1 protein-coding gene is annotated in these 426 nt (G+C 76.3%); it reads right to left on the reverse strand.

The features are described 5' to 3' along the window. On the reverse strand, window positions 1-341 hold a 341-nt coding region (locus FRZ03_RS40770), incomplete at its 3' end, for a hypothetical protein (protein WP_261399455.1). Window positions 342-426 lie beyond the last annotated feature (85 nt).

Genomic DNA, 426 nt, shown 5'->3' on the forward strand with positions numbered 1-426 from the left:
GCGCCGGCCGCCTGGGCGGGTGCCAGGGCCAGGGCGCGCCCGGCCAGTTCCGTCAGGACGGCCTCCAGCTGTTCGAACCATGCCGCGACGTCCTCGTACGGCTCCGCCAGCACCTCGGCCTCGCGCAGCCGGGCCACCGGCTCGTCGAGCCGGCCGGCGAACTTCTCCGGGGTGTCGACGGTGTCGAGGTCGCTGCGCAGGGGGGCGAGGACCTGGTCGTCGAAGTCCTCGATCAGACGGCTGACCGGGCGCGGGTTGCGGACCTCGGGGGTCGCCGGCCCGTCGCCGCGTTCGCCGCGGGCGGCCGGCTCCGCCGTCCTGCGCCGCTCCCCGGCCCCCATTTCCGTCCGCCATCGCGGTGCCCACTCGGGCCCGGCCTGCTCCGCCGCCTCCTACGCTTAGCCCACTCACTCCCCCTTCCAGCGT

Source organism: Streptomyces misionensis, from assembly GCF_007896895.1.
Taxonomy (GTDB): Bacteria; Actinomycetota; Actinomycetes; order Streptomycetales; family Streptomycetaceae; genus Streptomyces; species Streptomyces misionensis_A.